This window comes from Betaproteobacteria bacterium (assembly GCA_016720925.1).
Classification (GTDB): Bacteria; Pseudomonadota; Gammaproteobacteria; order Burkholderiales; family Usitatibacteraceae; genus UKL13-2.
Window position 1 is genome coordinate 63,283 of the sequence record JADKJR010000001.1, and the last position, 25,844, is coordinate 89,126.

At 56.0% G+C, this 25,844-nt stretch carries 22 protein-coding genes, 1 tRNA gene and 1 pseudogene; 17 read left to right on the plus strand and 7 right to left on the minus strand.

Annotation, left to right across the window (positions count from 1 at the left end; all coding sequences use genetic code 11):
* The first annotated feature begins 27 nt into the window (after nt 1-27).
* The 3 genes from IPP88_00355 (at nt 28) to ychF (ending at nt 2,605) form a co-directional block, all read left to right on the plus strand.
* The gene (locus IPP88_00355; GenBank protein MBL0121227.1) at nt 28-723 is read left to right on the plus strand and encodes a 50S ribosomal protein L25/general stress protein Ctc; all 696 of its coding nucleotides are present in this window, start codon (nt 28-30) and stop codon (nt 721-723) included.
* A 158-nt stretch (nt 724-881) separates the two neighbouring features.
* Nucleotides 882-1,523: an aminoacyl-tRNA hydrolase gene (pth, locus tag IPP88_00360; protein MBL0121228.1), complete on the plus strand. Its 642-nt coding sequence runs from the start codon at nt 882-884 to the stop codon at nt 1,521-1,523.
* Nucleotides 1,514-2,605 carry a redox-regulated ATPase YchF gene (ychF, locus tag IPP88_00365; protein ID MBL0121229.1) on the plus strand — a complete coding sequence of 364 codons (1,092 nt, stop codon included), beginning with the start codon at nt 1,514-1,516 and terminating at the stop codon, nt 2,603-2,605. Before pth ends, ychF begins: the two co-directional genes overlap by 10 nt.
* A gap of 87 nt (nt 2,606-2,692) precedes the next feature.
* On the opposite strand, the gene IPP88_00370 is transcribed toward ychF, so the two are convergent.
* The 3 genes from IPP88_00370 to IPP88_00380 form a co-directional block, all read right to left on the minus strand.
* The gene (locus IPP88_00370) at nt 2,693-4,564 is read right to left on the minus strand and encodes a potassium transporter Kup (protein MBL0121230.1); all 1,872 of its coding nucleotides are present in this window, start codon (nt 4,562-4,564) and stop codon (nt 2,693-2,695) included.
* Between the two features lie 242 nt (nt 4,565-4,806).
* Nucleotides 4,807-5,925 carry a hypothetical protein gene (locus tag IPP88_00375; GenBank protein MBL0121231.1) on the minus strand — a complete coding sequence of 373 codons (1,119 nt, stop codon included), beginning with the start codon at nt 5,923-5,925 and terminating at the stop codon, nt 4,807-4,809.
* Between the two features lie 4 nt (nt 5,926-5,929).
* A complete protein-coding gene (locus IPP88_00380; protein ID MBL0121232.1) occupies nt 5,930-7,345 on the minus strand; it encodes an MBOAT family protein in 1,416 nt (471 codons plus the stop codon).
* Between the two features lie 317 nt (nt 7,346-7,662).
* On the opposite strand from IPP88_00380, the gene IPP88_00385 reads away from it, so the two are divergent.
* From IPP88_00385 to lnt, 7 genes are all read left to right on the plus strand, one after another.
* Nucleotides 7,663-9,951, plus strand: a complete 2,289-nt coding sequence (locus tag IPP88_00385; GenBank protein MBL0121233.1) for a S9 family peptidase — start codon at nt 7,663-7,665, stop codon at nt 9,949-9,951.
* 168 nt (nt 9,952-10,119) lie between these two features.
* A tRNA-Met gene (locus IPP88_00390) sits at nt 10,120-10,196 on the plus strand.
* 98 nt (nt 10,197-10,294) lie between these two features.
* Complete coding sequence (miaB, locus tag IPP88_00395; GenBank protein ID MBL0121234.1) at nt 10,295-11,665, plus strand: tRNA (N6-isopentenyl adenosine(37)-C2)-methylthiotransferase MiaB; 1,371 nt, start codon at nt 10,295-10,297, stop codon at nt 11,663-11,665.
* A 4-nt stretch (nt 11,666-11,669) separates the two neighbouring features.
* Complete coding sequence (locus IPP88_00400; GenBank protein MBL0121235.1) at nt 11,670-12,650, plus strand: PhoH family protein; 981 nt, start codon at nt 11,670-11,672, stop codon at nt 12,648-12,650.
* A 43-nt stretch (nt 12,651-12,693) separates the two neighbouring features.
* Entirely contained in the window at nt 12,694-13,116 is a 423-nt protein-coding gene (gene ybeY / locus IPP88_00405) for an rRNA maturation RNase YbeY (protein MBL0121236.1), read from the plus strand.
* Nucleotides 13,117-13,184: 68 nt separating this feature from the next.
* Nucleotides 13,185-14,054 carry a CBS domain-containing protein gene (locus tag IPP88_00410; GenBank protein MBL0121237.1) on the plus strand — a complete coding sequence of 290 codons (870 nt, stop codon included), beginning with the start codon at nt 13,185-13,187 and terminating at the stop codon, nt 14,052-14,054.
* Entirely contained in the window at nt 14,051-15,631 is a 1,581-nt protein-coding gene (lnt, locus tag IPP88_00415) for an apolipoprotein N-acyltransferase (protein MBL0121238.1), read from the plus strand. Before IPP88_00410 ends, lnt begins: the two co-directional genes overlap by 4 nt.
* 5 nt (nt 15,632-15,636) lie before the next feature.
* Here lnt and IPP88_00420 read toward each other — a convergent pair whose 3' ends face one another.
* Nucleotides 15,637-16,419: a class I SAM-dependent methyltransferase gene (locus tag IPP88_00420; GenBank protein ID MBL0121239.1), complete on the minus strand. Its 783-nt coding sequence runs from the start codon at nt 16,417-16,419 to the stop codon at nt 15,637-15,639.
* Between the two features lie 106 nt (nt 16,420-16,525).
* Between IPP88_00420 and glyQ the strand changes: the two genes are divergently transcribed.
* The 7 genes and pseudogenes from glyQ (at nt 16,526) to IPP88_00455 (ending at nt 23,102) form a co-directional block, all read left to right on the plus strand.
* Nucleotides 16,526-17,440, plus strand: a complete 915-nt coding sequence (gene glyQ / locus IPP88_00425; GenBank protein ID MBL0121240.1) for a glycine--tRNA ligase subunit alpha — start codon at nt 16,526-16,528, stop codon at nt 17,438-17,440.
* Nucleotides 17,437-19,625: pseudogene (locus IPP88_00430) on the plus strand (glycine--tRNA ligase subunit beta). The gene glyQ and the pseudogene IPP88_00430 overlap by 4 nt, the downstream one beginning before the upstream one ends.
* A 22-nt stretch (nt 19,626-19,647) precedes the next feature.
* Nucleotides 19,648-20,214 carry a D-glycero-beta-D-manno-heptose 1,7-bisphosphate 7-phosphatase gene (gmhB, locus tag IPP88_00435; GenBank protein ID MBL0121241.1) on the plus strand — a complete coding sequence of 189 codons (567 nt, stop codon included), beginning with the start codon at nt 19,648-19,650 and terminating at the stop codon, nt 20,212-20,214.
* Nucleotides 20,215-20,239: 25 nt separating this feature from the next.
* On the plus strand, nt 20,240-20,959 hold the full coding sequence (locus IPP88_00440) for a 1-acyl-sn-glycerol-3-phosphate acyltransferase (GenBank protein MBL0121242.1): 720 nt from the start codon (nt 20,240-20,242) through the stop codon (nt 20,957-20,959).
* A 16-nt stretch (nt 20,960-20,975) separates the two neighbouring features.
* Complete coding sequence (locus tag IPP88_00445) at nt 20,976-21,731, plus strand: M48 family metallopeptidase (protein ID MBL0121243.1); 756 nt, start codon at nt 20,976-20,978, stop codon at nt 21,729-21,731.
* Nucleotides 21,732-21,741: 10 nt separating this feature from the next.
* Nucleotides 21,742-22,128, plus strand: a complete 387-nt coding sequence (gloA, locus tag IPP88_00450; GenBank protein ID MBL0121244.1) for a lactoylglutathione lyase — start codon at nt 21,742-21,744, stop codon at nt 22,126-22,128.
* A gap of 200 nt (nt 22,129-22,328) precedes the next feature.
* Nucleotides 22,329-23,102 (plus strand): nuclear transport factor 2 family protein, encoded by a 774-nt coding sequence (locus IPP88_00455; protein MBL0121245.1) that lies wholly within the window; start codon nt 22,329-22,331, stop codon nt 23,100-23,102.
* Nucleotides 23,103-23,234: 132 nt separating this feature from the next.
* Here the strand turns inward: IPP88_00455 and IPP88_00460 are convergent, their stop codons facing one another.
* Genes IPP88_00460 through pdxA form a run of 3 tightly spaced genes read right to left on the minus strand, consistent with a single transcriptional unit; the run spans nt 23,235 to nt 25,731 of the window.
* Nucleotides 23,235-23,942: a class I SAM-dependent methyltransferase gene (locus IPP88_00460; GenBank protein ID MBL0121246.1), complete on the minus strand. Its 708-nt coding sequence runs from the start codon at nt 23,940-23,942 to the stop codon at nt 23,235-23,237.
* Nucleotides 23,942-24,751, minus strand: coding sequence for a 16S rRNA (adenine(1518)-N(6)/adenine(1519)-N(6))-dimethyltransferase RsmA (gene rsmA / locus IPP88_00465; protein MBL0121247.1), 810 nt, complete (start codon nt 24,749-24,751; stop codon nt 23,942-23,944). Before rsmA ends, IPP88_00460 begins: the two co-directional genes overlap by 1 nt.
* 14 nt (nt 24,752-24,765) lie before the next feature.
* The gene (gene pdxA, locus IPP88_00470) at nt 24,766-25,731 is read right to left on the minus strand and encodes a 4-hydroxythreonine-4-phosphate dehydrogenase PdxA (GenBank protein ID MBL0121248.1); all 966 of its coding nucleotides are present in this window, start codon (nt 25,729-25,731) and stop codon (nt 24,766-24,768) included.
* Nucleotides 25,732-25,844 lie beyond the last annotated feature (113 nt).

Genomic DNA, 25,844 nt, shown 5'->3' on the forward strand with positions numbered 1-25,844 from the left:
CGGGTGGTTTATGACTTGGAGTACAACATGAAAATCGCAATCAAAGCAGAAACGCGCAAAGTACAGGGCACGGGTGCGAGCCGCCGCCTGCGTCGCGCGGACAAGGTGCCGGGAATCGTATACGGCGGCGGCAAGGATGCCACCGTGATCGAACTCGACCACAACAATCTTTATCACAAGCTGAAGCTAGAAGCGTTCCATGCATCCATTCTGGAGATGGACCTTGATGGCAAGACCGAGCAGGTGTTGCTCCGTGACGTGCAAATGCACGCGTGGAAGCAAAACGTGCTGCACGTGGACTTCCAGCGCGTCGCCGCCGACAAGAAGATCCAGATGAAAGTGCCGCTGCACTTCGTCAACGCCGACATCGCGCCTGGCGTGAAGGTCTCCGGCGGCATCGTGTCGCACATCCTTAACGATCTCAATATTTCCTGCCTGCCGAAAGACCTGCCGGAATTTATTGAGGTCGATTTGAAAGACCTGGCGGCGGGGCACTCGCTTCACCTTTCCAACATCAAAATGCCGGCGGGCGTGGAATCGGTTGCACTGATTCGTGGCGATGATCCATCGGTTGCAACCATTATTATTCCGCGCGCTGTTGCGGCAGAGGAAGTGTCCGTCGCAGCAGTATCGGCAGCTGAAGTACCGGCCGCCAACCAAAAAGCTAAAGAGGAGGAGGCTCCCAAGAAAGACGACAAGGCTGGCGGAAAAGACAAGAAATAGTCCCCACATTGTCGCGTTGTATATTCGAATGCCCGCGATCCCTGATTGCGGGCATTTTTATTTTCACTGCGACGAAAGCAAAAATCTGCTTTCGTCAACGTTAGTCAGGTATCAATCGGTGGCGGAGCCACGCAATTGATGTCGGAAACTCCCGAAACATGAGCGTACCGATCAAACTGGTCGTCGGTCTTGGCAATCCCGGCCGCGAATATGTAGAGACCCGCCATAACGCCGGTTTTTGGTGGGTGGAGGCGCTTGCACGCGAGTACGGTGCAGCATTCAAGAAAGAGGGCAAGTTTTATGGTGAAGTCGCCAAACTTGGCACAGTCTGGCTGTTGAAACCACTTACCTTCATGAACAGGTCTGGACAGGCCGTTGGAGCGCTGGCCAAGTTTTATCAGATTCAACCGGAAGAAATTCTCGTCGCCCACGATGAAATGGATCTGCCGCCGGGCGGGCTGAAAATAAAGACCGGTGGCGCCGCCGGCAGTAATGGCGTGAAGGACATCGTTTCTCACTTGGGTACACGTGATTTCTGGCGCCTGCGCATCGGTATCGGCCATCCGCGTGAGTTGGCTTTAAGGCTGGGCGGCGACATGTCGCAGGCGGAGGTCGTCGATTACGTACTGCATCGCCCCGACAAAGACGATGCCCGTGCCATTGAAGACGCCATGCAACGCGCCACCGGCGCATGGACAATGATCGCCGATGGCGATATGGAGGGTGCAATGCTGAAACTGCACACCAAAGAAAAACCCGCGAAGGCGGAAAAAATTCCTGACATGAAAGAATCGAAATGAAGTGTGGAATAGTAGGACTACCCAACGTTGGCAAATCGACCACGTTTAACGCGCTGACCAAAGCCGGCATTGCTGCCGAGAACTATCCGTTCTGCACCATCGAGCCAAACATTGGTATCGTCGAAGTGCCTGACCTCCGTTTGGGCCAACTGTCCGGGTTGGTGAAACCCTTGAAGGAAATCCCGGCGATTGTCGAGTTCGTCGACATTGCTGGCCTGGTCGCCGGTGCTTCAAAAGGCGAAGGGCTTGGCAACCAGTTTCTGGCCAATATTCGTGAAACCGACGCGATTTCACATGTCGTACGTTGTTTTGATGATCCGAACGTGATTCACGTTTCCGGCAAGGTAGATCCATTGTCAGATATCGGTGTCATCGACACCGAGTTAGCGCTCGCGGACATGGCATCCGTTGAGAAGGCATTGCACAAAGCGCAGAAAAATTCCCGCGCCGGCGACAAGGAGGCGATCAAGCTGGTCGCACTGCTCGAGCCGATGATGAAGCACCTTAATCAGGGCGAAGCGGTGCGCAGCATGGGACTCGACGCCGACCAGATGGCGCTGATCAAGCCGCTAAGCCTGATCACGGCAAAGCCAGTCTTGTACGTCGCAAACGTCATCGAAGGCGGCTTCGAGAACAATCCCATGCTCAACGCCGTAAAGGCGCATGCGGCCAAGGAAAATTCGCCGGTGGTCGCCATCTGCGCGAAGATTGAAGCCGAGATTGCCGATATGCCGGATGAGGACAAGAAAGTATTCCTTGAAGACATCGGCATGACCGAGCCGGGCCTAGACCGGATGATTCGCGCCGCATACACCTTGCTCGGGCTGGAAACCTACTTCACGGCGGGCGAAAAGGAAGTGCGCGCCTGGACCATCCACAAAGGTTCCACCGCGCCGCAGGCGGCGGGTGTGATTCACACCGATTTTGAAAAAGGCTTCATCCGCGCCGAAGTCATCGCGTTTGACGACTACGTGAAATTGGGTGGCGAAGCGAAAGCGAAGGAAGCGGGGAAGATGCGCGTGGAAGGAAAAGACTACATCGTCAAGGACGGCGATGTGATGCATTTTCGGTTTAACGTCTAGCCCGCATATCAACATGTAAACCGCCATTTGGCGCGGTGTTACAAGGCAAAACGGCCTGTAAGCCTCGCCAGCGCTAGAGATTGCTTATCAGATCTCGACTTGCGTTCCCAGCTCCACCACCCGATTGGTCGGAATCCGGAAGTAGTCCGATGCCTTGGTGGCAAGGTGGGTCATCCATACAAACAGATGTTCGCGCCACAAGGCCATGCTGCCCTTGGGGGTGGCGATCAGTGTTTCACGGTTGACGAAGAAGCTGGTTTCCATCATGTCGAATTCCATATGTTGCAGGCAGCAATCGTTCAACATTACGGGGATGTTCGGCGTTTCCTTGAAGCCATAGTGCGCGCTGATGGTGTAAAAACCGTGCCCAAGATTTTCAATCCAGATGTAGTCTTCGTGCGGAACGCGCGGAATATCTTCGATGACGATCGCCAAAACCACCACGCGCCCGTGCAGAACTTTGTTGTGCTTCAGGTTGTGTAGCAGGGCGTTTGGCACGCCGCTCGGATTGGTTGTCATGAAGATGCCCGTCCCTTCCACGCGTGGGGTGTCGGATATAGCCATGGAGTCAACGAACAGCTTCATCGGCATGGCGCCATCGTTGACCTTGCGGCGCACGATTTCGCGTCCGCGCCGCCATGTGCTCATGATGGTGAACATGGCGACGCCAATCACCAGTGGGAACCAGCCGCCCTCAGCGATCTTGGTAAGGGTTGCGGACAGGAACATGAAGTCGTTGGCGAGAATGCCGATGACCAGTGCGCCCGCAAACCATCGGTTCCATTTCCAGATATAGATCATCACGACCCAAAGCAGCAAGGTGTCGATGGTCATGGTGAGCATGACGGCAATACCGTATGCGGCGGCGAGATTGGTGGAGTTCTTGAAGATAAGCACCAGCGCGATGATACCAAGCAGGAGACCCCAATTGATGAAGGGAACATAGATCTGTCCCGCTTCTCTCTCGTTGGTGTACTCGATCCTGAACCGCGGCAAGTAGCCCAGCAGGATCGCCTGCTTGGTGAGGCTGAACGCACCGGAAATGACTGCCTGCGACGCAATGATGGCGGCGGCGGTGGCGAGCACGATCATCGGAATGAGCGCCCAGTTCGGGGCCATCAGGTAGAGCGGGTTCCTGATGGCGGTCGGGTCCGCCAAGATCAGTGCTCCTTGTCCAAGATAGTTGAGCAGCAAGGCGGGCCATACCAGTGTGAACCAGGCGAGACGTATCGGTTTACGGCCAAAGTGTCCCATGTCGGCGTACAGCGCCTCGCCACCCGTCACACAGAGGACAACGGCGCCCAGCGTAATCCACGCCGCAACTTTGTGGTCAATAAAAAATTGCCAGCTATACCAGGGGTTCAGCGCAGTGAGAATTGACGGGTTCTTGACGATCTGCAGAATACCGAGAAGGGCCAGCACGGCGAACCAAAGCGCCATCGTGGGGCCAAAAAAACGCCCCACCGCCGCGGTACCATGACGCTGGATGGCGAACAATCCGAACATGATGCCGATGGAAATCGGCATCACAAATTTATCCAGCGCCGGCGTGACAATATGCAATCCCTCGACGGCGGAAAGGACCGACATTGCTGGAGTGATGATGGCGTCGCCATAGAACATCGACGCCCCAAACATGCCCAGTGCAACCACCCACCAATGCCGGCGTGTTCCCTTGCGAAAGCTGCGTTGCGCTAATGCGGTCAAGGCAAGAATTCCGCCTTCGCCTTTGTTATCGGCGCGCATCATGAAGGCCAGATACTTGACCGTCACCAGCGCCATCATCGCCCAGAACATCACGGACAGAATCCCGAAAACAGTTGCCTGTGTGAGAGGAATGCCGTGGTTGGGATGAAACGATTCCTTTAGCGCGTAGAGCGGACTGGTGCCGATATCGCCAAACACGACGCCAATGGCGCCAATAGTCAGCGCACCGAGTTTTTTATTGGGGTTGTCCATGGGGAAATTGCCGAGACATGCACGCTTGCGGCTGCGTGGCATTGTTAGCGCGGAACGCGCGGTCGGCAGGAATTTTTTCTCTGGTCGCTAGGGGGCGGGCAGGGCTTGATTGCGTTGGGGTAGTGGATGCCTTTGACCCACCGTTATTTGCTGGCGGGAAGCATAACCCTATTTTTGCTGCACCGCAACGTAATGGAGGGGCATACACACAACTCATTGTTTTTAAATGGTTAGTGTGAAAGTTAACCCTTCGAAAAGGCTGGCACCTCGCCCGGCGTTTGCGGATTGTGCAGCAGCTTCTGAATGTCCACCTGAGGCGCCTGCCGTCGCAGTAACGCCTCAAATTCGTCAATGTTCCTGTCGCTCACCCGGTAGCCCGCGTCGTTGTTGCATACCGCACCAAGCATGTGCCGGTTGATTGCGGGATTGAAGTGGTAAATATCCGTGTACAAATCGAGATTTTCAACGATCTTGCGATCCCATTGCAGATCGAAAACGCGTGCATTCGGCAAAGCGGCCACTCGCTGAAAAACAAAGCGCTTGAACTCCAGCGACACGTCAAGTTGTCCGCGCTGGGCGAAATCCGCCCAAACCACAATCGAGTAGGGTGGGAAGACAAGATTGAACTCGGTGCCAGGGTGCTTTTCAATGAGTGTCGCGATGTTGCGATCAAAGCTTGCATGCATCCGCTCGATCGTTCGAGGGCCTTGTTTGAAGCGCTTGTTGATATTGGCGGGATCAATGTCCTTTAGCGCGCGCGTCCGTGAAAACGTCACCTCCTCATCCCAGCTCCACGCGCGATTCGGATTCGTTGAGTAATTGCCGATGCGCACACCCTGCAGAATGGATAGCGTGCGCATCGTGACCTGCCCGCTGATCAGATAACGGAAATCATTCAGCGGATTCTGGTCGTATAAATAGAGCGGCAACGGGTCCGTGATCTCGGGCAGACTGGATTCGATGGGCGGCGCAAAGGAGTTGAAATCAAGGGTCATCACGACGCGCTTCGGGGCGCGATGCCGAAGCGCAACTTCAAGCATCTTGCGTTGTTCAAATCCCGAAATGGCAGAGGTCGCGAGGTTGATTGATTTCGCGCCGCACAGGCGGTTGACCTCGACGAGGTCGTAGTTTTCCATGAGAGACGAGCCCGTGATGACGAAATCGTAGTCTGCATTCTTGGCAAGGCCGGGATTGATGTAGCGCTGCAGTGCGCGCGGAAAACGCGCCTGTTCGGCGGTCGCCAGACGATACTGCTGAAAGGGATCGACCTTCCAGTTCAGGAATGCGACCGCCGCCAATGAGGTAATTGCCAACGCAAGCGTGCCCAGGATGAAAGTGACTGAACGCCGGGAATCGACCATGGTGCTAGAAATTGAAGTAAAGAAACTGGGTGACCTGTCCGAGCGTCAACATTCCCAGTGTCAGGAGCAATCCGGCCCAAATCAAGTCACGCTTGGTGGCAGCGAATTGCGTCGAAAGCTGATCACTATTTCTTGGTAACAACGCCAGACACGCCGCCGCTACCAGGAAAATACTGATTGACGGCGATGCGTAGGGCAGGCCGATCGAGGTCGTCGACGGCCACAGGCCACTCAGTAGCTCATTCCAGTTCACGCCAACCGGCAATAGTTTGTGCAGCATGTGCAACGCATCGGTCAGCGATGGCGCGCGAAAAAAAACCCAGGTGACATGTACGAAAGCAAAAGTGAGCAATATCGCCGGAAATCTGTGAAGGCGAAATCCGGCGCGTTGCCACCAGCGGAAACCCACGAGCGCCGCGCCATGCAGTCCGCCCCAAACGACAAACGTCCAACCTGCCCCATGCCACAAGCCTCCGAGCAGGAATGTTGCCATGACATTCATGGCAATACGCGTGTCGCTCGCCTTGTTGCCGCCCAGGGGAATATAGAGATAGTCACGCAGGAATCGCGACAGCGTGATGTGCCAGCGCCGCCAGAAATCCTGGATATCCGTGGCGAGATACGGGGAACTGAAATTAACCGGCAAGCGGATGTTGAACATGAGCGCCGCGCCTAACGCCATGTCCGTGTACCCGGAGAAATCGAAGTAAATTTGAAACGTGTAGGCAAGCGTGGTTATCCAGGCATCGGCGAATCCGAGCGCATCGATATTTGCGTAGCCTGCGCTCGCAGACGCGCCGAGCGGGTCGGCGAGCAAAACTTTTTTGCCGAATCCCAGGGCAAGCAGGAATAGTCCGCGAGCGAAATTTTTGGCATTGAAGAATCGATTCGACGCTTCCGCAAACTGCGGCATCATTTCCTTGTGATGCAGGATGGGGCCGGCCAGCAGATGCGGAAAGAAGGTAACGAACAGCGCGTAGTGAACAGGATTGGTTTCACGCACCTCGCCACGCGCGGTATCGACCAGATATGCGATCTGTGTGAAGGTAAAGAAACTGATGCCCAGCGGCAGCGCGATTTGCGGAACCGCAAATGTCCAGCCGGATACATCCGCTACGAGACCCAGCGCAAAGTGTGTGTACTTGAAAGCCGCAAGCAGCAACAAATTGCCGGCGATCCCCAGCCACAGCAAGCGATTTTTGTTCTTGGATGAAGCCATAATCCGGCGCCCCACCCAAAAATTGAACGCCATGCTGCCCAGCACGACAGGCAGATGCCACGGGTTCCACCAGGCATAGAAAAACAGCGACATGGCGACCAGCCACGCAAGTGCGATATTCGAAGATCGACGCAGCGCGAAATAGCCGGCAAGCGCAAGCGGCAGGAACGCGAACAAATATCCGTAGCTATTGAAAAGCATGCGCAATTTTCCGGTTCAGCCCTTGTTGAGTCAACGCCTCGCCGCGGCGCAATGCGGAATCGGCGATGCGGCATTTAGTGAACATTTGTGACAAGGTTAGATGAAAAAGCCGCCTGAGCGTATCATCTCGGGTTGTCCATCGCCTGTTTTCCCATATGAATGTTTGTGGCCTGTTGCGACGCATCTCCCCGATAACGGCACTCACGATCCTTGTGTCGCTGGCAACGGGCGTACTTGCGCTGGAATCGCCCCGTTACCAGCAGCCACCACAAGCGGTGATTGAGATGGTCGATGCGCCACTCATCCCGCAAACCCTGCTGGCGCCCAACCGGGAGTGGCTGATGCTTCTTGAACGGCCTGCGCTGCCGTCGGTTGCCGATCTTGCACAACCGGAGCTGCGTTTGGCCGGCCTGCGCATCAATCCGCGCACCAACGATCAGAGCCGTTCCGCACATGCAATCGCCATCAAGCTGATCAAGCTGGCCGACCGTAGTGAAAAAATAGTGAGTGGTTTGCCGCTTGGCGCACGCATCGGCGATGCGCTTTGGTCGCCGGATGCAAAGCGGGTTGCTTTTACGGTGGTGCGTGACAACGGCATTGAGTTGATGGTAGCCGATGTCGGCAATGGCGCAGTCGCCAGACGGGTAACCGACCGGATGCTAAACGGCGTCCTCGGACGGCCGATGGGTTGGCATAGCGATTCAAAGTCGCTTATCGTAAATCTGCTGCCGGTTGCACGCGGCGCCCCGCCCAAACTTGCTGCCGTGCCATCCGGTCCGGCCGTCCAGGAGAATATCGGCAGGCGCAACCCTGTACGCACTTATCAGGACTTGCTTCGTTCGCGGCACGATGAGGCACTGTTCGAGTATTACGCGACAGGCGAGCTCGTCAATGTCACGCTCGATGGAAAGATCACGTCCCTGGCGTCCGGGATGATTCGGTCGTTCCAGCCGTCGCCCGACGCGGAATATGTGCTGGTGCAGACTGTCCGGCGGCCATTTTCGTATGTTGTTCCCGTATCCCAGTTTCCGCTGAGAACCGAAATCCGCGATGCGCGCGAAACCGATGCGGGGAAGTCCGTCAAAGTGATGTCCGATCTGGCGCTTTCCGAAGAGGAAGAACCGGACGCCGATGCGGTTCGCAAAGGGCCGCGCCAATACATTTGGCGCGGCGATGCGCCTGCCACCATTGCCTGGGTTCAACCAATCGATGGACGCAAGGGCGCCCTGGGTGACCAATTGCTGGCGCTGGCGGCGCCATTCGATGGAGACTCGCAATTGCTTGCGCGCATGGAGCTGCGATTCCAGACCATCTATTGGGGTCGGGACGATGTGGCGATCGTCGTCGAATCAGCCCGCAAGACCCGCCGCACGATGGTGTGGCGCGTATTTCCCGGCGACGCCGCGCGCGCACCGGTGAAATTGTTTGATCGCCTGTCGGAGGATCGATATGGTGACCCGGGTACTCCATTAACCGAAGTCAACGAGCGAGGCAGTCGGGTCCTGAATTTCACGCCGGGCGGCAAAGCGATCTATCTGACGGGAAATGGCGCGTCTCCGGAAGGTGATCGTCCGTTTATCGATCGATTTGATCTGGATAGTCGTGAGGCAAAGCGGCTCTACCGATCGGAGGCGCCAAACTATGATGTGCCAATGGCGCTATTTGATACCGATGGCGGGACGCGGCTGCTGATGCAGCGGGAAAGCCTGACCGAGGCACCCAATATCTATTTGCGAGATCTGGCGAATGGTGCAATGCAGCCGGTTACACGTTTTGCGACGCCGAGGAATCCCATCGCCAACGTCAGCAAGGAACTTATCCGTTACAAGCGCAAGGATGGCGTTGAACTATCCGGCACGCTCTATCTCCCGCAAAACCACAAGAAAGGCGACGATCCCTTGCCGCTGGTCATGTGGGCCTATCCGCGTGAATTCCGCTCGTTCGAGGCGGCGGGGCAACTCGCCACGTCTCCGCATCGCTTCCTGCGTCCCGGCTTCAGCGGACCCTTGCCGTTCCTCGCGCTCGGCTATGCGGTGCTGGACAATCCGCAAATGTCCATCATCGGCGAGAATGGCAAAGAGCCCAATGACGCCTATTTGCCGCAGTTGATCGCCAGCGCCGAAGCTGCCATCGATGAAGTGGTGCGCCGCGGAGTGGCAGATCGTAGCCGGATTGCCATCGGCGGACATTCCTATGGCGCATTCATGGTCGCCAATCTTCTGGCACACACCCGGCTATTCGCGGCGGGCATCGCCGAAAGCGGCGCCTACAACCGTACGCTGACACCGTTTGGATTCCAGAACGAAGATCGAAATTTCTGGAAGGCGCGCGATGTGTACAACCAAATGTCACCGTTCAATTTTGCCGACCGGATCAAAACACCGCTGCTGTTGATCCACGGTGAAGCTGATTCGGATGCAGGAACCTTTCCGCTGCAAAGCGAACGACTTTTTCAGGCGATTCGCGGGCTGGGCGGCACCGTACGATTGGTGATGTTGCCCTATGAAGACCATGGCTACCGCGCGCGCGAATCGGTACTGCATCGATTGTGGGAGTCGCAGAGGTGGTTGGACAAATATGTGAAGAATGGTGGCAAGCCGGGATAGTCAAGATGCCAAACACAAGCACTGGCGCGCATTTCGGCGGTATTTTGCCTGAAGAAGCGCTACCATGCTGGAGTTTACCTTTTTTGTGCATGGCGAAACTTGACGGAATACCCGCTTCAAGCCATAATTCGCGCCCCTTCAGAGCGATATTTGCGTCTAGGGGAAAAAGGCCAATTAGCTCAGCCGGTTAGAGCAACGGAATCATAATCCGCAGGTCCCCCGTTCGAATCGGGGATTGGCCACCAGGACACTCCAAAGGGCCGCTGAACGCGGCCCTTTGTTCGTTTGTCTATTTCGGTTTCAACAACCTGCCCGGGTTATTCCCCGCCTCCAGGAGAAGATGATGTCCGTACCCAATACTCCCAAGAAGGTTTTCATCAAGACTTTCGGCTGCCAGATGAACGAGTACGACTCGGACAAGATGGCCGATGTGCTCAACGCATTTGAGGGGTATGAAAAGACCCTGACGCCGGACGATGCGGACGTGATTCTCTACAACTCCTGCTCCGTGCGCGAAAAGGCCTCGGAAAAACTGTTCAGTGACCTTGGGCGTATTCGAGAATTGAAGGCTGTTAATCCGGATCTGCTGATCGGGGTCGGCGGCTGCGTGGCCTCGCAGGAAGGGGATGCGATCGTCAAGCGTGCGCCCTACGTCGATCTGGTGTTTGGCCCGCAGACCCTGCACCGATTGCCGGCGATGATTCAGGCCAGACGGCAAGGCGGGCAATCGCAGGTGGATATCTCGTTTCCGGAAGTTGAAAAATTTGATCACATGCCGCCTTCGCGCGTGGAAGGCGTGACCGCATTTGTATCCATCATGGAAGGTTGCTCCAAGTACTGCAGTTTTTGCGTGGTGCCCTACACGCGCGGCGAGGAGATTTCGCGATCGTTCGAAAGCGTCATGGCAGACATTCACGAACTTACCGGAAAGGGTGTTAAGGAAGTCACGCTGCTGGGACAAAATGTGAATGCATACGCCGGTGAAATGCCGGATGGCGAACGAGCAGATTTCGCGTTGCTTCTCTCCGCCGTGCACGCCATTCCGGAAATCGAACGTATTCGCTATACGACCTCGCACCCGCTGGAATTCACCCAGCGTCTGATCGACGCCTACGCAAAATTGCCAAAATTGGTGTCCCAAGTCCATCTGCCGGTGCAGTCGGGATCGGACAAAGTGCTGGCGGCGATGAAACGAAATTACACGGTGATGGAATACAAGTCGATCATCCGGCGCTTGCGTGCGGTGCGTCCGGATATTTCCATCTCAAGCGATTTCATTGTCGGTTTCCCCGGTGAAACCGATGACGATTTTGAGCGCACAATAAAGCTGATCGAAGAGGTGCAGTTCGATGGCTCCTTTTCGTTCATATATTCACGTCGCCCGGGAACGCCTGCCGCCAGCCTGCTCGACGAGACGCCTTACGAAGTCAAACTGAAGCGATTGCATCGCATGCAAAAACTGCTGGACAGCCAGTTGCACGGTATTTCAAACGCCATGATCGGCACGACCCAGCGCGTGTTGGTCGAAGGTGCTTCACGCAAGGATGCGGATGAGTTGATGGGGCGTACGGACAATAACCGCGTGGTGAATTTTCCGGTTAGTGGCAAGAATGCTGAACGCCTGATCGGACGATTTGTCGAGGTGACGATTGCCGGCGTGAGTCATTACACGTTGCGTGGCGACATGGTTACAACCGAAACGGTCCCGGCCTGACACGATGAAGAAGACCCCATCGCTGGAGTTTTCATTCACGCCGGTCGACAACCGGCGCCTCGCCTCACTATGCGGTGCGCTCGACGCAAATATCCGGCAGATTGAAGCGGCACTGGACGTGACGGTCGCACGGCGCGGTGAGAGATTCTTGCTAAGTGGTGAGCGGGAGCGAATCGAACTGGCCGCCAAAGTACTCAATCGTTTCTACGCCAAGGCGCACAACGATCTGACCGTGGAGGAAATCCAGTTGGGCATTGTCGAAATGAGCCATGCCCGCGACAGCAAGGCGGTCAAGGTTGCCGTTGCCCTGCCTGACGAAGAGATTGCCTTGCACACCCGCCGTGCAGATTTGCGCGCGCGAACCGACCATCAGGCGCAATACATCAAGCTGATACAAACGCACGACATCACCTTCGGCGTTGGCCCCGCCGGAACCGGCAAGACTTATCTTGCCGTGGCATGCGCCGTGGATGCGTTTGAACGCGACCTGGTGAAGCGCATTGTGCTCACGCGACCAGCGGTGGAGGCGGGCGAAAAGCTGGGGTTCTTGCCCGGCGACTTGTCGCAAAAGGTCGACCCATACCTTCGCCCGCTGTACGACGCGCTGTATGAACTGCTTGGGTTCGACAAGGTCAATCGAATGTTTGAGCGCCAGCAGATCGAGGTCGCGCCACTCGCGTTCATGCGAGGCCGCACGCTCAATCATTCTTTCATTATTCTTGACGAAGCGCAGAATACGACGCCCGAACAGATGAAAATGTTTTTGACACGCATCGGCTTCGGCACCAAGGCTGTCATTACCGGCGATGTCACGCAAGTTGACCTCAAGCACGGCACAACAAGCGGGCTGATCGATGCGCGCAATGTGCTTTACGGCATTCGCGGCATCGGCTTCACCATCTTTCAGGCCAACGATGTTGTACGGCATCCGCTGGTGCAGTCGATCGTGACCGCGTACGAAGCGCATCACCGCAATATTCGTTGAGTTTGCCGACGCACGCCACGCCCGAGTGAGTTCCCGCATCAAAATCGATGTGCAAATCGTGAGCCGGCTTCGCGGCATACCTGTTGCCCCGCATTTCCGCAAATGGCTGAAAGTGGCTATACCGGCTTCCGCCGAGTTGACGCTACGCGTGGTAAATGCCGCTGAAGGTCGGCGCCTCAACAACACTTTTCGCGGCAAGGATTATGCGACCAACGTGCTGACATTCGTCTATCACGAGGCAGATGCGAAAACACTGTTAGGCGATATTGTTCTGTGCGCGCCAGTGGTCGCCCGCGAAGCACGCGAACAAGGCAAATTGCTCGACGCACACTACGCGCATATGTCCGTGCACGGTGCATTGCATCTGGCGGGTATGGATCATGAAACCGCGCGCGATGCCAAGATCATGGAAGCTAGGGAAATCGGGATTCTGAAGAAACTCAGCTTTGGCAACCCCTATGCCTGACCCGGGCTTCATGAGGGGGTCGCACGATTGTGTTAAATTGAAATTCTCGCGACAACCCCACCAGCTAAATGGATGATTCCCCCAAACGCTCATTGCTTGAGCGCCTTTCTTCAATGCTCCTGAGAGAGCCGGAAGACCGCGGCCAGTTGGTCGAACTGCTTCACGGCGCGTTTGAAAATAACCTGCTCGATGCCGAAGCACTGTCAATGATCGAAGGCGTGATGCAGGTGTCGGAAATGCATGCACGCGATGTCATGATTCCCCGATCGCAGATGGACATGATCGATGTGGAAGAGAGCCCGGCAGCATTCATTCCGTTTGTGATTGAAACGGCCCACTCGCGCTTTCCCGTATATGAAAACGGCAAAGACAATGTGATCGGTATCCTGCTTGCAAAAGATCTGTTGCGATACTACGCGAACGCCGAAGAATTTGACGTGCGTGACATGTTGCGGCCGGCGGTGTTCGCGCCTGAATCGAAACGCCTGAACATACTTTTGCGCGACTTCAAAGCGAATCGCAATCACATCGCAATGGTGGTGGATGAGTATGGCGGCGTGGCCGGATTAGTGACGATCGAAGACGTTCTGGAGCAGATCGTCGGCGACATCGAGGACGAGTTTGATTTCGACGAAACCGAAGACAATATCCTGCCCGACAAGTCGGGCCGCTTTCGCGTCAAGGCGGTCACTGAAATTGCCGATTTCAATGAGGCGTTTGACACCAAGTTTTCAGATGAGGATTTCGATACGGTCGGTGGCCTGGTGATAAACCGCTTCGGCCGCGTACCCAAGCGCGGCGAGTCAGTCACGTTTGACGGTTTCAAGTTCGCCGTGTTACGTGCGGACAGTCGAAAGGTCCATTCCTTGCTGATCGAGCGCCTGGGCGCGTCGGTCCCCGGAACAGAAGAGGCCGACGCGGACAAAAAGGTCGCATGACGGTTCGTGGCAATCCGGCAGAGTGGTTTCCGTCTGGCGTCGTCTTTCAACTCTTGTTGGCACTGGTGAGCGGCGCCGTTGGCGTACTCGCGTTTGCGCCTTTTTATTTGTGGCCATTGGCGCTGTTGTCGCTCTGGGTGCTGTTCGCGATGTGGTATCGCAATTCAACCGTGTGGCGTGCCTTTTTACTGGGTTTTTACTGGGGCCTTGGTTTATTCGCGGCCGGCGTCTCGTGGATATACGTGAGTCTGCACGTATACGGCAACATGCCCGCCTTCCTGGCGGGATTGGCGACGCTGCTCTTTTGCGCTTATCTTGCGCTGTATCCCGCGCTGGCGGGCGCCCTGTATCGTTGGCTGGTGTCGCGCCTTAATCTGACTGCGCCCGTTGCGTTGCTGATCCTGATGCCCGCGTGCTTTGTTATGCTCGAATACCTTCGCGGCTGGGTGGTGTCCGGATTTCCGTGGCTCTCGATCGGATATTCGCAAACCCCCGGGGGGGGCATTCCGGCGCCATTGGCGGGTTTTGCGGCGATAGTTGGCGTGTATGGCATTTCGTGGTTGCTGGCAGTTTCGGTATCCGCATTATTGCTGGCAGGTAGGTTCTGCGCGTCGCGGTCTAAATCGGCACACATTGCTGTCGCGGTATCACTGCTAGGCGCTTGGGGTGCCGGATTCCTGTTGCTGGAAATTTCGTGGAGTGCGCCATCAGGCGCGCCTTTGAAAGTGGCTCTGTTACAGGGAAATATCGAGCAGAACCTGAAATGGCGCGATGATCAGCGCTCGCCGACGTTGGCAAGCTACCATCAACTAGTTACGGGATCTCAGGCAAAGCTGATTGTGATGCCGGAAACGGCGTTGCCGGATTTGCTCGACAGAATTCCGGCGGAGTATGTTGAGTCCCTCCGGCAACATGCGGTACAAGGCGGCGCCGATGTTTTGATGGGCGTGCCGATTGTCGAGCGTCCCGCCGGAGACGGCGCGCAATATCATCTGGCAAATAGCGCGGTATCCATCGGCACATCACCTTCACAGCGCTACGACAAACAGCATCTTGTCGCCTTCGGTGAGTTTGTGCCGCCGTACTTTGCGTGGGTATACCGTTGGTTGCAGATACCGCTTTCCGACTTCAGCCCAAGGACGGGCGATTCCCGGCCAATGCAGATTGCCGGCCACAAGGTCGCCATCAATATCTGCTACGAGGACACATTCGGTCGCGAGATTGCCAGGCAGTTGCCCGAGGCCGAATTGTTGCTGAATATCTCCAACATGGCCTGGTTTGGTGCATCGCTTGCCGCGGATCAGCACGCCCAGATGTCGCAGATGCGGTCACTGGAGACAGCGCGCTGGATGCTGCGCGCCACGAACACCGGGGCAACGGCAGCCATCAATGAAAAAGGGCGAATCGTGCGGGCGCTGCCGCCTTTCACGCGGGGCGCACTTGAAGTTGATGCGCAGCCGTTTACGGGAACGACACCGTACAGCCGGTGGCGCGACACGCCCGTCCTGCTAATCCTCGCGACTTGTTTGCTAATGACAAGTCTGTTTCGCCGGCGCAGTTCCGTCCTCGAAAGATAGTCGAATCAGATTGGACGCGCGCGAATAAAGAATTGCCAAGTGCACAACTCCGCCAGCTCTTTCTGAGTGAGGCGTTCCAGTGATATTCGTCCCAGGCGAACGTTGATTTCCGATTTGCCCTGGTGCTGCGCATAGAACGGCTCAAATCTCGGATCGAGAAAATAGTTGACATGTTCCAGGCGATAGCCAGTCTGCTTGAGAAACGCGTCGATTTCGCGTAGCGTGAAAAACCGGATATGGGTGATGTCCAGCAGGCCCTTTTCCGCATAGGTCCATAAACCGTCGTCGAGCAATTCTTTCAAGAGGCCAAGGTTGCGGGTATTGGGGAGGCTGAGAATGATTTGCGCATCCTTTGACAGATAAGGCTTCAGGCCAGTCATCACATGCCACGGGTCGTACATGTGCTCAAGTACGTCCGCGGCCACAACGGTATCCACGCTGCCCGGTGCAATGCCTTCCACTTCGAGATTGAAATCCTCAAATTTGCCGCACAGCACCTGGTCGAGATTTTGCAAGGCCAGCTTGGCGGTGGCTTCGTTGGGTTCAATACCGATGGTTCGACATGCGGGATTTCTTGCCTTGACCGCGTGGCCAAGCAACCCCGACGCGCAGCCAACATCCAGTAATGTACGAGGTGGATGCGCGAGGACCTCCAGCAACGCAGGATTGAAATGATGCTGATAGATGTGCCCGTCGGTATGTTTGACATCCAGACAGGTCTGCCACGCAAACTGGGGCTCGGACGAGGCGGGCGTTACCGGTGATGCAGGAGGAGCGATGGATGACATGGGATCAAAAGGAAATTCTGGCGTTGAATTGAGTTGCCCACTCTTTGTTTAAGAGAGGTGAACCACGTAAAATCGGGTCTTTAGCTTAACATTCCCGGCAGTTTTCATGATCACCTTTCAAGAAGTTATCCTTAAGCTTCAGGACTACTGGAATCAGCAGGGCTGTGCCTTGTTGCAACCGTACGACATGGAAGTCGGTGCTGGCACCTCGCATACCGCTACTTTCCTGCGCTCCCTCGGCCCTGAACCGTGGCGCGCCGCGTATGTGCAGCCATCACGGCGCCCCAAGGATGGCCGTTACGGCGAGAATCCCAATCGGCTCCAGCACTATTATCAGTATCAGGTGGTGTTGAAGCCCTCTCCACCAAATATTCTTGATCTCTACTTGGGCTCCTTGTCTGCGCTGGGTCTGGATCTGCAAAAAAACGACGTGCGCTTTGTCGAGGATGATTGGGAAAATCCGACGTTGGGCGCCTGGGGACTAGGCTGGGAAGTGTGGCTGAACGGCATGGAAGTCACGCAATTCACTTACTTCCAGCAGGTTGGCGGCATTGAATGCAAGCCCATCACCGGCGAAATCACGTATGGCCTGGAGCGCCTGGCGATGTATTTGCAGAATAAAGAAAATGTCTACGACCTGATATGGACCACGTGGAAAGAGCATGGAGTTGAGCGCGTGCTCACATACGGCGATGTCTATCACCAGAACGAGGTCGAACAATCGACCTACAACTTCGAACATGCCGATGCGGTGTCTTTGCTGCGTCATTTTGACGACTACGAAGCTAACGCGAAGCGCCTGATGGACGCGCAGTTGGCGTTGCCTGCTTACGAACAGGTACTGAAAGCCGCGCATACGTTCAACATGCTTGATGCACGCGGCGCCATCTCTGTCACCGAACGCGCAGCCTACATCGGACGCATCCGCAATCTGGCGAGGAGCGTCGCGCAGAGCTATTACGAATCGCGCGAGCGGTTGGGATTTCCGATGCTGCATGTACCCAAGCAGGGGGCCGCATGAGTACCGCAACCCTGTTGGTGGAGTTGTTCACCGAGGAGCTTCCGCCCAAAGTGTTGAAGAGGCTGGGTGATGCATTCGCGTCCGTCATTCAACTTGGTCTGGCTAAACGCGGCATGCTGGAAGCCGACGCGATTGCGACCATGTTTGCGACACCGCGTCGTCTCGCCGTGCGGATTACCGGCGTGCATGATGTTGGTGCTGATCAAGTCTTTACCGAAAAGCTCATGCCGGTAGCCGTCGGCGTGGATAGGGACGGCAATGCCACGCCCGCGTTACTGAAAAAGCTTGCGGCAAAATCGCTGGGACATGTTCCGCCCGAGGATTTGCTGCGCGAAAGTGACGGCAAGGTCGATCAACTGGTTTATCGCGGCAAGGCAAAAGGGCAATCGCTGCAGGCGGCGCTGCAAAACGCGCTGGAAGAGGCCATCACGGCATTGCCCGTGCCGAAGGTGATGAGCTATCAGCTCGCCGATGGTGTTACCACGGTGCAATTCGTGCGGCCCGCGCATGGACTGGTCGCGCTGCATGGTGCTGAGGTGATTCCCGTACACGCTCTCGGTCTTGACGCGGGTCGAACGACCCATGGTCACCGCTTCCAGGGGGCAGCCGATATTGAGCTGCAGCACGCGGACGAATATGAATCGCGTCTGGAGACTGAAGGTGGCGTGATCGCCGGTTTCGATCAACGGCGCAAAGAAATCCATCGCATGCTGCGCGAACGCGCCGACCAGCAACTCACCACGTTGGGCGACTACGACGACTATCAAGCGCTGCTCGACGAAGTGTCCGCGCTGGTGGAAATGCCGACCGTGTACGTCGGCGAATTCGAACGCGAGTTTCTTGACGTGCCGGCCGAGTGCCTGATCCTCACCATGAAACTCAACCAGAAGTACTTTCCGCTGTTTCTTAACGAAGGTGGGCTATCCAGCCGATTCCTGATTGTCTCCAACATGCGGCTCGACGATCCGCATACCGTTATCGAAGGCAACCAGCGCGTGGTGCGACCGAGGTTGGCGGATGCGCGATTCTTTTTTGAAACAGATAAGAAAACAAAACTCATCGATCGCATGCCAAAGCTTGCGAGCGTGGTGTATCACAATAGATTGGGATCACAAGGCGAGCGTGTCGAACATGTGCGGGCCATTGCCAAGGCAATTGCTCTATTGATAAGCAATGACCATGTATTCATCAATCACGTCGATCATGCCGCTCACCTTGCCAAGTCCGACCTTGTGTCAGATATGGTTGGGGAATTCCCTGAGCTGCAAGGCACGATGGGCAAGTACTACGCATTAAATGAAGGTTTTTCGCCCGAAGTCGCCGAGGCGATTGAAGATCACTACAAACCCCGCTTTGCGGGAGACTCATTACCGCGAAGCGATGTCGGTGTAATTGTCGCGCTTGCGGACAAATTTGCGACGCTCGCGGGCATGTTTAGTATTGGGCAATTTCCAAGTGGCGACAAGGACCCATTTGCACTGCGACGCCATGCAATTGGAGCGGTCCGAATTTTGGTGGAAAAGCAATTGCCAATAGATATCTCTAAATTGGTAGGTGTCGTGGTTCAGCAGTTTGGATCGGCAATATTTACACAAGGTGTGATGCCAACCGTCACTCCTATGAATTCGGCTATGGCCGCGTCTGGCATGCGAGTACAACCAGACACAGCAGCAAATTTGACCGAGTTTATTTTCGAGCGCTTTGCAGTCATGCTGAAAGAGCAAGGCTATACCTCGTTGGAAGTCGAAGCAGTGTTGTCACTAAAGCCAGAGCGCCTCGCGAATGTGCCAAGTTGTCTGGAGGCTGTCCGAGCATTCACTGCATTGCCCGAAGCGACGTCGCTCGCCGCCGCCAACAAGCGCATCGGCAATATCCTAAAAAAATCTGACCTGCAATTGTGACGTGGACGCAAACTTGTTTGGTGGAGCCGGCCCAGCGCGTGCCTTTTCGACGCCATTCAGGGAGGTGCAGTTTGCAATGTATTTCGCCGCAGGCGACTACACCAGTGCATTGAAATCACTGGCGCCCTTGAAAGGCCCTGTCGATGCGTTCTTTGACGGCGTGATGGTTAATGTCGTTGAAGACGTTCGTGAAATTGGCGCGCTGGGGAAATCGCCTCGCACTGCTGAATGACTTGCATGTACTGATGAACAAAGTCGCCGATTTGTCCAAACTCGCTGCATGAGTAGTTCACGTAGAATAAAACCATGAACGCGCCCGTCAAACTGGTAATTCTGGATCGCGATGGCGTTATTAATGTCGACAGCGACCATTTCATCAAATCGCCCGCCGAATGGAAGCCGATTGCCGGTGCCATCGAGGCGATCGCGCGCCTGAACCAGAACGGCTACCGGGTAGTTGTTGCCACCAATCAATCCGGTATCGGTCGTGGCCTGTTTGATATGGCGACACTCAATGCCATCAATGACAAGATGATGGGGCTGGTATTTCGGGCCGGCGGGCGCATCGATGCGATCTTCTTTTGTCCCTGTACCGCGGAACAGCACTGTCATTGCCGGAAGCCGGATACCGGCATGTTTGAAGACATTGCCGCCCGTTACCAGATGGGCCTTAGCGGCGCGCCATGCATAGGCGACTCGCTACGTGATCTCGAGGCGGGGGCAAAGGCTGGATGCGCCCCGGTGCTGGTGCTCACGGGCAAGGGAAAAAAAACCCGTGACAAGGGCGATTTACCACCCGGTACCCGCGTGTTTGCCGACCTCTCCGCCGCCGCGGACGCACTCATCGCGGACTCGTTTCGCGCCACGGGCTGATCCGTTATTGATCAATCAAACAATCATGATATTTCTCCGCTCGCTATCTTTCTTTATCCTGGTCGTACTCAACACCATTGCCTTTGGCATTTACGTGGTGCCGATGATATTCATCAACTACAACGCCGGTTACGATGGCGCCAAAGCTTGGGGCTCCGCCGTGTTGTGGCTGGCAAAGAATGTCTGCGGCATCGACTACACGGTGCGTGGCGCTGAGAACATTCCGAGTCAACCGTGCGTATCCATGGCCAAGCATCAGTCTGCATGGGAAACCGTGTTCATTCTCTCGTTTCTGCCGCGCGCCGTCTGGATCATCAAGCGCGAGCTGGTGTGGCTGCCGGTCGTGGGTTGGGTGCTCTATGCCTTGCAGTCGATCGCGATCGATCGAAAAAGCGGCAAGCGCGCGGTTGACCAGATTGAGGAACAAGGACGCGAACGCATCAGCCGGGGCTTATGGGTTTCGTTGTTCCCGGAAGGCACCCGAATCGCGCCAGGGAAGCGTGGAAAATACGGCATTGGCGGCGCGTGGCTGGCTGCGAAGACCGGAACTCCCGTCCTGCCGATTGCGCACAATGCCGGCGAATGCTGGCGACGCTACGCCTTCCTGAAGTATCCCGGCAAGGTCACCGTCAGCATTGGGCCGCCGATCATCACGGTGGACCGCACGCCGGGAGAGGTGATTGCCGACGTGGAGAATTGGATCGAAGCGGAAATGCTCACGTTACCACCCGCATGTTCCAGTTAAAGGATGGCAGGCGACCGTGCGCATTTTCTTCAAGCTAAAAAAAGCGCCGATCGTGCTACCTGAAGAATCAGAGCGCAGCATTGCGCTGGCCGGTCATCGCGTCGACTACAAACTGGTGCGCCGGCGTGGACGGCGTGGTGTTGGTCTCAAGGTAGACGGCACCGGTATGACGGTCGCGGCATCACTGACGACGCCAATTGGCAGCATCGAAGAGATGATCGGCAAGAATTCGCATTGGGTGCTGAAAAAACTCGACGAGTGGTCGCATCGCAGAATTCAGCCGCAACGTTGGGAAACCGGCGCAAAAGTATATTTTATTGGCGAATCGCTGACTTTGATGATCGATGAAGGGGCGACGCGATCAAGTGTTGAACAATCGATGGGTCATCTTTTTGTCAGATTGGCAAAGGCCGATCCGGCGGCAATCGAGAAGGCCGCCTTGGCATGGTACAAAAGGCAGGCCTTACCGCATCTTGCGCAACGCGCATTCTTCTTCTCCAAGCTGCACGGCCTCACGCCGCCGCGCGTGTTCCTTTCCGGCGCCAACAGCCGCTGGGGTAGTTGCAATTCGCGGCGCGAAGTGCGCTTCTCATGGCGTTTGATCAAGGCGCGACCGGCGCTCATCGACTATGTCGTTTGTCACGAGCTGGCGCACCTGCGACACATGGATCATTCGTCTGCATTCTGGACGGAAGTGGAACGGATGTGCCCCGACTATCGGGTCCTGAAGTCTGAGCTGGATTCGAGCGATCACAAGTTTCGAGCGTTCTGAGGGAACTACCATGCAACTACTGCACACCATGATTCGCGTGGTCAATCTCGACAAATCGATTGACTTCTACACCAATGTGCTCGGCATGAAATTGCTGCGCCGCAGAGATTACCCAGACGGAAAATTCACGCTTGCGTTTGTGGGATATGGTGATGAATCGCAGGGCGCGGTGATCGAGCTTACCCACAACTGGGACACGAAAAGTTATGAACTCGGCAATGCGTTCGGGCACATCGCCATTGGTCTGCCTGATGTGTACAAGGCGTGCGATGCCGTGAAAGCCAAGGGTGGCAAAGTTACCCGCGAGCCGGGTCCGATGAAATTTGGTGGTAGCGTGATTGCGTTTGTGGAAGATCCGGACGGCTACAAAATCGAGTTCATCCAAAAAACAACCTAGGGCGCCAGTCCGGCAAGCTGTTTTTCTTGTAACAAATGCGTCGGAATGCGCGCGCCGCGCAGCCGCTTCTGCTCAAAGCAGCCGACGATTGTAAATAGTTGTGTCTTTGATTCTTCCCTCAAGGTATTTGTGCTTGACGTCACAGAGGGGTGCTCTGGTTCACCGTAGGATAGGGTTACTTGGTGAATCAGGGGCGGCAAATGAATCTGATCCAGAACGTGTCGGGAAAAGTTGACCTCTTCAAGCAAGGAGGGGCAAAACTTCAAATGCCATTGCTGAACGCGGTCGTGCGTGAACGCGCGGCATACGCAATGAATGAACCGCGATTCAGGGAAATATCGACCGGCCGCAATGCATCCCCATCGATGGCCCCAATTGTTGATTCCTTGCATGCAAGGATTGTGAGGCGCCTGCAATTCATATTGGTGGCGTTGTGTGCCTTGTGTGCGGGTGCGCTCATTACGTTCGTCTATCTAGGCGGGCATCGGGATGCCGGCTTGAATACGACCGAATTAAAACCTATCGAACAGTTATCCTTTTCGCGCAACGCCAGTCGCGATGCAGAAGTGATGTCGCCAACGCAGGGCGTCGTTCCTGAAATTGATGTGAGGACAGAAGCGGCTGAGTTGGTCGAAAAGTGGGCAGCCGCATGGTCGAAGCGCGATGTCGATCGCTATCTCAAGTTCTATTCAAAGAGCTTTGTGCCGCCGGACAACAACTCGCTGGAAGCATGGGAACAGACACGACGGAACCGCATTCTCGGCAAGCGGCACATTTCTGTAACCATACGCGACCTCAACGTGGAGTTGCTTGACGACAATCGAGCCATCGCGCAATTTGCGCAGACTTACGCGGCGGACAATTACCGCGAATCGCCTGCGACCAAAGTCCTGATCCTGGCTCGCGAGGGGAATGCGTGGCGCATTGCTGCCGAAACGAATTCACGCGACGCAGCTTCGCAAGTATCGCGATAAGAAGCGTCGACAACCCGGCATGCTTCCGTGGTCGGTTGCGTTTCAGCGTATGTTTTGGATCGATGTAATGTAAATGCATAAGCACATGCATTTGCGCGGCGCCGGTACCCTGCAAGTTGATGGCCGCAATCCTTAAGCCGGCTTGCGCAATAAATTCACCCGCATCGGGCGCACAAATCGCGCGCCCTGCAGACTCATGTGCTTCCCGAAGCGCTCGCGAACTTCAGCCAGCTTGTCGCCGACCAGCACCAGTTCGGAGTGGGTGACCCGCACGACCTTATTGAAGAAGTCGTCGAAATCGATAAACGCAAGCGGCATTTCAAAGGTGATCTCAGCAGCATCTTCCAAGAATCCGCCGGCTACCGCCCGCTTCAGCGCGTCGTACGCGGCTGTGCGCACCACGCCTTCATCGTGGAATATGCGGATGATCTCGTTGAAGTCACCAGCAAAGACGGGCTCTGACACATACAGATTTCCCCCCGGCTTCAAGACGCGGTGAATTTCGCGCAAGGAGCGGTCCATCCGATCGATTGGTACATGGTGCAGAGATTTCAGCATGATGACGAGATCGCAGCTGGCGTCTTGTAGTGGAATATCATCAGCGCTGCCGTACAGGAACTCGAGCCCAGGTAAAGGGGCGCTGGCGCAATTGTGGGCGTGCTGGATGGAGTCGACCTCAAGCGCCTTCACGCTCCTCACAAGCTTGCGTTCAATCAGTTTGCGCGCCATTTCCGCTTTGCCGCAGCCCAGTTCGGCGATATCGGCGTCCGCCAGCGCGACAACCGTGCGCAGGAACTCGACTTCATCGATGACCGGTTCGCCAAGTTGCGTTGTTTGCATCAAGCAGCGCCTTCGAGTGTTGTGTCAGTAGACTTTTTTGTAAACGCCAGCGATGCGTCGGCCAGCGCGATGAAGTCGGTGACAGAGAGCGTTTCGCCGCGGCGCCTGGGATCGATACCCTGCGCGAGAATCGCCTCCGCGGGCATGAAAAGCTTGAGTGTATTGGCCAAGGTCTTTCGCCGCTGTCCGAAACCCGCCGTCACCAATGCGGCGAATCGGCTATCGTCGCGCGCCGCCGGTCGACCCGCTGGCAGCGGTACCAAATGCACGATGGCGGAATCCACTTTCGGCGGCGGTGTAAACGCGCCCGGCGGCACGTCGAACAATCGCTTCATCTGAAAGCGATATTGCAGCATGACCGACAGGCGTCCATACGCTTTCGTATCAGGTGCCGCGACCATGCGATCGACTACCTCCTTTTGCAGCATGAACGTCGCATCGATCAGTTGCTCCGCGAATCCCGCCAGATGAAACAGGAATGGCGTCGAGATGTTGTAAGGCAGATTACCCACGCACCGGAAACGCGATGTGAGTTTGCCGAAGTCGAATTCCAGCACATTCTCTTCATGCAACGTGAATTGGTCCGCCGGAAAACGCGCACGCAATACGGCGGCGAGATCGCGGTCGATTTCCACTGCGTGCAGATGATGCAGCTTTGCTATAAGCGGCGCGGTCATCGCACCGGGGCCGGGGCCGATTTCGATCATTACATCTTCGGGTTTTGGCGCAATGGCGTTGACGATGCGGTCGATATAGTGGCGATCAGTCAGGAAGTGTTGTCCAAACCTCTTCTTTGCCTTGGGCAGCATCGCAGTGATTGCGCCTATTTGCGCTTTACGGCGAGTTCAATCGCCAAGTCAATTGCGGCTTTCATGCTGCCGGTATCGATGCGTCCGGTTCCTGCCAGATCCAGGGCCGTGCCATGATCCACGGAGGTACGGATGATCGGCAACCCGAGAGTGATGTTGACACCCTGGCCAAAGCTGGCGTACTTCAGTACAGGCAAACCCTGATCGTGGTACATCGCCAGCACCGCGTCCGCCTGCGTGAGATGGCGTGGCGTGAAGAGTGTGTCAGCCGGCAGCGGACCGGTGAGTTGCATGCCTTCATGTTTGAGCTGCTCGATGACCGGGCCGATGATGTCGATTTCTTCGCGGCCGAGATAACCGCCTTCGCCTGCGTGAGGATTCAATCCTGTCACCAGAATCCGTGGCGCGGCAATCCCGAACTTGCCGATCAAATCTGCATGCAGGATTCTGAGCGTGGTCGTCAGACTATCTCGCGTGATGGCGGCGGGCACGTCGGCGAGCGCCAGATGTGTCGTCGCAAGTGCTACGCGCAGTCCGCCGCCGGTGAGCATCATGACGACGCGCGCGGTTCCGGACTTTTCTGCAAGATACTCAGTATGGCCGCTGAAATTGATACCTGGAATATTCGCGTCGTTGATGATGCCTTTGTGTACCGGCGCGGTGACCATCGCGGCGAACTCGCCGGAACGGCAGCCTTCGATGGCGCGGTCAAGTAGCTTCAGTACGTACCGGCTGTTGGTGGCGTTGAGTTTCCCTGCGATTGCCGGCGCGGCAGCGGGAGTTGCATCGATTGGCAAGGCACTGATGTCGACGCCCAGTATTGTCGCGCGTGACGCAAGCAAATCGCGATCACCAAGCACAACGAGGTTTGCCGCGAACTTTTCCTTTGCGAGCAGCACGCAAAGATCCGGTCCGATGCCCGCTGGCTCGCCAGATGTAATGGCGATGGTGGGTTTGTCGTCGGCGGTGTTCAAGGTCATGCGACCAGACCTTTCGTCTGGCTCATAATCCACCGCGAACTTGATTCCGTGCGCGCTAACCAGAGGTCAATATGCGTTTTTGCAATGTTTGCAGTGTAGACATCTTGTGCCTC